At 47.2% G+C, this 5,224-nt stretch carries 8 protein-coding genes; 1 reads left to right on the top strand and 7 read right to left on the bottom strand.

The window, feature by feature from the left end; translation table 11 throughout:
* The 7 genes from RMO27_RS08300 to RMO27_RS08330 all read right to left on the bottom strand — a co-directional run.
* Positions 1-434: sigma-70 family RNA polymerase sigma factor (locus RMO27_RS08300; RefSeq protein WP_309731222.1), on the bottom strand; the 434-nt coding region annotated here is incomplete at its 3' end.
* Between the two features lie 125 nt (positions 435-559).
* On the bottom strand, positions 560-1,087 hold the full coding sequence (locus tag RMO27_RS08305; protein ID WP_309731224.1) for an FKBP-type peptidyl-prolyl cis-trans isomerase: 528 nt from the start codon (positions 1,085-1,087) through the stop codon (positions 560-562).
* Positions 1,088-1,191: 104 nt separating this feature from the next.
* The gene (locus RMO27_RS08310; protein ID WP_309731226.1) at positions 1,192-1,515 is read right to left on the bottom strand and encodes a phasin family protein; all 324 of its coding nucleotides are present in this window, start codon (positions 1,513-1,515) and stop codon (positions 1,192-1,194) included.
* A gap of 141 nt (positions 1,516-1,656) precedes the next feature.
* Positions 1,657-2,007 (bottom strand): hypothetical protein, encoded by a 351-nt coding sequence (locus RMO27_RS08315; protein WP_309731228.1) that lies wholly within the window; start codon positions 2,005-2,007, stop codon positions 1,657-1,659.
* A gap of 237 nt (positions 2,008-2,244) precedes the next feature.
* Positions 2,245-2,802, bottom strand: a complete 558-nt coding sequence (locus RMO27_RS08320; RefSeq protein ID WP_309731230.1) for a rhomboid family intramembrane serine protease — start codon at positions 2,800-2,802, stop codon at positions 2,245-2,247.
* A 156-nt stretch (positions 2,803-2,958) separates the two neighbouring features.
* Positions 2,959-3,438 carry a GNAT family N-acetyltransferase gene (locus RMO27_RS08325; RefSeq protein ID WP_309731232.1) on the bottom strand — a complete coding sequence of 160 codons (480 nt, stop codon included), beginning with the start codon at positions 3,436-3,438 and terminating at the stop codon, positions 2,959-2,961.
* A gap of 40 nt (positions 3,439-3,478) precedes the next feature.
* Positions 3,479-3,646 carry a hypothetical protein gene (locus tag RMO27_RS08330; protein ID WP_309731234.1) on the bottom strand — a complete coding sequence of 56 codons (168 nt, stop codon included), beginning with the start codon at positions 3,644-3,646 and terminating at the stop codon, positions 3,479-3,481.
* A 15-nt stretch (positions 3,647-3,661) separates the two neighbouring features.
* Here RMO27_RS08330 and RMO27_RS08335 point away from each other — a divergent pair, with 15 nt between their 5' ends.
* Positions 3,662-5,143: a glycosyl hydrolase family 57 gene (locus RMO27_RS08335; RefSeq protein WP_309731236.1), complete on the top strand. Its 1,482-nt coding sequence runs from the start codon at positions 3,662-3,664 to the stop codon at positions 5,141-5,143.
* Positions 5,144-5,224: the final 81 nt, after the last annotated feature.

Consider the following 5,224-nt stretch of genomic DNA (forward strand, 5'->3'; position numbering starts at 1 on the left):
GGATCGGAAGCAATATCCCACTCGATCGTACCATCGCCCACATTAATCGGCGCGTCTAGCGACAGTGGTGGCGCGACACGCTTGCGTTTGCGCAACTCATCGTAGAACAGATTGGTCGCGATCCGACTCAACCAGCCCCGAAACTTTTCGGGTTCGTTGAGGCTTTTGATATTCTTGTAAACCCGAATCCACACTTCCTGAGCTAGATCCGCACGATCTTGCCAGTCTGGAGCCAAGTGATACAAAATCCGATCGACATGGGACTGATGCCGCCGCATTAGTTCGGCTAAAGCTGCTCGATCTGCACGCAAGCCAGACTGAGCGAGCAAAATCAGCTCATTGTTCGGTAATTTGTCTAATTTAGCTACTTGCACTCTGGTTCGAGGGAGGTTTTCCTCAAGCTGGGACCAAGATAGGGAAAGTGATTGACTCATGGTTAGTAGGGTTGTTTCGAGCATCCTCTCTCTCCATGACAACCATTAACTGAGTGATGTTCCCAAATTCAGATTTAGGGGATGGAAGTAGCGCAGATATATGCAAGCTACCTCCACAGATCCTACTATCCTTTGACCTTGAGTAGTTCTACATCAAAAACGAGGGTAGCATTGGGCGGGATGACGCCGCCAGCACCGCGCGCGCCGTAGCCTAGATCGGCGGGAATAATCAGCTTGCGACGACCGCCGACTTTCATCGTACTGAGTCCTTCATCCCAACCTTTGATGACTTGACCTTCACCGATTTGAAATTCAAATGCTTGGTTGCGATCGCGAGAGCTGTCAAATTTCTTGCCGTTCTCTAGCGTACCAGTGTAGTGAACCGATACCGTTTGACCTTTGGCAGGGCTTTCCCCAGTGCCTTCGGCAATTTCCACATACTTTAGTCCCGAAGCAGTTGTCACTTGATTTTCGTTGTTATCCATGGCAATTAAGTTAGCGGGAGTAGAGGTCGGTGGATCGATCGTGGCAACGAGATTGGTAGCGGTGATCGCTTCAGCAGTGGCAGTTGGCGTTCCCACAACAAACTGAAAGACTAGAATTAGGATACCGCATCCGAGCATCAATCCTAAACTGACTAAAATTTCCTTCATACTCAAATTGATTTGAACCACGATCTGATTATAATCATCAGCAGCCCGTGGCAACGATTTTTACCGCGATTGATTCAAATCTCGAAATATTTAGGTTCGATTGGTTATTTCCACAATTTGTTTTCCAGTTCTCGGATTTGGCGTTCGAGCCTGTCGATGCGTCCGCGCAGTTCGTCCATTTCATTTTGACGGGGTACGCCCAAATCCTGCATTGTATTGCGGATCGTCCGCTGAAGCTGCGCTTCAAAGTTTGCCGGATCGAGCTTCATTTGCCCCATCAGGTCATCGACAAATGATTTAGCTTGGTCGGAGTCGATCTTACCGTCTTTGACCCACTGTTCGCTGACCTCGCGGACGCGATCGGCGACTAAGGAAGTCGTACCAATCCCGAACATCAAAATCTGTTGTAGCCAGTTGTTATTATCCATAGCCTATTATTCGAGCGTTGTCCTTAATCCTATTTTAGGCGGCAGGGCAACTCTCGATCGGGTAGATATCCGAATCTCCAGCACGGATTAGTCTGCGAGCAAATTGGGGAGTGAGCGCAACCAGTCACCAGCGCATCTCAATTAAGGCAGCTTAAATACTTGCCCGCACCAATCGGGATCGCGAACACCAATCTCAAACTGTTTCACAGTCTCCGGCCAAATCCAGCGAATTTCGTTGCGGATTTTTAGATGTTTTTGGATTAGTCGTTTGTGAATAATCTGATTCGCACACAGAATTTCCAAGCTAGTAACGATCGATTGAGATTCGACTTCTCGAAATAGTGCATCGTCTAGCAAGGCGCGGGTACTGCTATTAAATTGACTGTAAAAAAGTCGTAACCTGTCGCCGAAAGTTTCTTCAGGATAGAGATCGTCCCACTCAAAAGATGGGCAAATTAAAAAATCCTCTTCTTCTGGTTCTAGAGAATGCATACAAAAGACTTAGTGGTGATGCGAATAATGTTAGTCGAGTCAGGTATATCTTTTGACTTCCACTTATTCTCGATGAATTGACAGCGAATTAAATCGGACTTTTGTATGAGATTTAGTAGCTAGATCGACGACTTATCACTGAATCGATCGTAAATTAGGCTGTAGGGATAAGGCTTTAGACATTTAGGCTGCGGCTGGAGGATCGCAATTAGCGGATTTAACTCCTTTAAGTATGGGTTAGCGATCGCTGACAAATCTAGCTGCGAGAATACCACTTAAGAACCCAAACAGGTGTCCTTCCCACGAAATCCCTGGTACAGAAGGTAAAACCCCCCACAACACGCTACCATAGGTGCTACCGACAACTAAAGCTACCAGACCAGAACTCAGTCGGCGATCGAAAAAATAGCGCGCGAGCAGAAAACCCAGATAACCAAAAATTATGCCGCTAGCACCAATATGTAAGCCACTCGCACCAAATAGCCAAGTCCCCAGTCCACCCACGAGCGTACAAATCGCGGAAACGACGACAAAGTTCGCGATACTTTGAGCCATAATCAGCCAACCTAGGACGATAAAGGGCACTGTATTTGCCATCAAGTGCGCAAAGTTGGCATGTAAGAATGGTGAAAATAGAATACCGCGCAAACCGAGTGGCTGACGGGGCAAAATTCCGAGGGTGTCGAGTCCGTGGCGAAATACGAATGTATCGAGAATTTCTAGTCCCCACATTAATCCCACGAGGGTCATGAGCATCAATAGCTGGGTTCTAACTTCGACAACCACTCCTTTCATCTTGATCTAAGTCCTTATTAGTGATTAGTATGAACAATCTCGACTACATTACTTATGTTAACAATTCCAGATGGGATTTAGTGAATAGTATTTCAACCTAAAATTTAGATTGGATTTAACTCCCGACTCCGAACTCCGAACTGCCCACTCCGAACTCTACAGATCTCGCATCATCGAAATTGATCGAGACTCATAACCTAATTGCTGGTATAAATCGATCGCGGGTTGGTTGGTGATAAATACTTGTAAGCCGATTTGGGTGTAGCCTTGAGCTTTTGCCCAAACTTGGGCATGTTCCATCAACGCTCGACCGATACCTTGACGCCGATGATTTGGCTCGACATAGACCAGAAAAATATTCGGATGACGAATGCCCGTCGCTTGATCGATCGCAATCCCCAGCCACAGACAGGCAATCTTCTTGGCTCGATTTCCATCCGGTATTGTCACAAACCATAACGGCGTATTGGCACTGAAATAGCGATCTACTGTCGCGTGCAGATGTTGATAATCTTGTTGATGTGGATATAGTTCCTGATAAGTACGCTGAAGGAATTTCAACAGCGTGGCCAGATCCGTCGCATTGCCAGCAACTAATTGATATTTTGGGAGACTAGGGGATAGGTCAGTATTCACATGTAGTGGCGTAAATCGAGCGTAAATCAGTCCGAAGGTGCTACCGCGTAGCGTAACGCACCGAGATCGCTGGTGTAAAGTGCGATCTGTATTTCTCGATCGAACCCGCTCCATGCTCCATGTTTAGGACTCGATCGCCAAAGTTAAGTTTCCGACTGATGCTGGGATGAGCGTGAATAGAGTTTGGTATTCTGATGGCGATCGTCATAATGAGGAGCTAATCATGATTTCTACTCCATCTTCCACCGCCGAGTTAGCCCAGATTGGCTCCGAACTGCCCAGCATCTGTGGCCGAGAAGCTGAAATAAATGCTGCGGTCAACCATCCCGAACTAGTCTTTCTCCCCACTAGCAATCTGCACTTAGCCGAGATGACAGCGGGATTTGCGTGCGCGCTCCACATGCATCAACCGACGATTCCGGCTGGCGCGCAGGGCGAACTCATCGGACATCTGCAATATATGTTCGAGCATCAAGGTGAAGGCGATAATCATAATGCGAACGTGTTTGCCTGGTGTTATGCCCGGATGGGTGAATTTATCCCCGATTTAGTCGCTCAAGGTTGCAACCCCCGGATCATGTTGGACTATTCGGGAAACCTGTTGTGGGGATTGCAGCAGATGGGGCGCAATGACGTCATCGACCACCTCAAAAAGATTACTGGCGATCGCCAGTATCAACCCCATGTCGAGTGGCTGGGGACGATGTGGAGCCATGCTGTGGTGCCTTCCACCCCGACTCCCGACATCAAATTACAAATCCAGGCTTGGCAGCATCATTTTGCCTCTATGTTTGGGATTGAAGCCCTCCAACGCGTCAAAGGCTTCTCACCCCCAGAAATGCATCTCCCCAATCATCCCGATGTCTTGTATGCCTATATCAAGGCACTCAAAGAATGCGGTTATCGCTGGTTGATGGTGCAGGAACATTCCGTCGAGCAGCTTGATGGTGCAAGTCTATCTCAAGATAATAAATACCTGCCTAATCGTTTAGTCGCACGCAATTCTCAAGGCGAAACGATTAGCATTACAGCATTAATTAAAACTCAAGGATCGGACACAAAATTAGTCGCCCAAATGCAGCCCTATTATGAAGCCAAAAGTCGCGGCAAACAGCAATTAGCAGGTAAATCGATTCCTTGTTTAGTCACCCAAATTGCCGATGGTGAAAATGGCGGCGTCATGATGAATGAATTCCCCCGCGATTTCCCCCGCCCTTGGCACGAAATCAAAGGTCAAAATAGTGGCGTTGTTGGCTGTAACGGCACGGAATATTTAGAATTATTAGCAAGCATCGGGATTACGGAAGCAGATTATCCAGTTTGTCAGGGTGTCCAACAACATAAAATTTGGCAGTTAGTCGATCCCGAACACTCCGACACAAAATCAGTAGAAAACGCGATCAAAGCACTGAAAAAAACTGACCACAAATTTCACATGGATGGTGCTTCCTGGACGGATAATCTGAGTTGGGTACAGGGCTATGATAATGTCCTGGCACCGATGTATCAACTGAGCGCGCTATTCCACCAAAAGTTTGATGCGTTAGTAGCCGCCGATCCGACAGTTACGACTCGATCGGATTATCAAGCTGCTTTGCTCTACAACTTATTGGTGCAAACCAGTTGTTTTCGCTACTGGGGACAAGGTACTTGGACTGAGTACGCACAGGAATTATATCGACGCGGGTTGGCATTGGTGAGCTAGTAAATACTTAGAATTGTTGGGTTTCTTCAAACCAATCTGCTAAGAGAAATCCCACCGCATTGTTAGCGGATCTCGATTTTA

Origin of the sequence: Chamaesiphon sp. OTE_75_metabat_556 (genome assembly GCF_031378165.1) — a bacterium.
Taxonomy (GTDB): domain Bacteria; phylum Cyanobacteriota; class Cyanobacteriia; order Cyanobacteriales; family Chamaesiphonaceae; genus Chamaesiphon.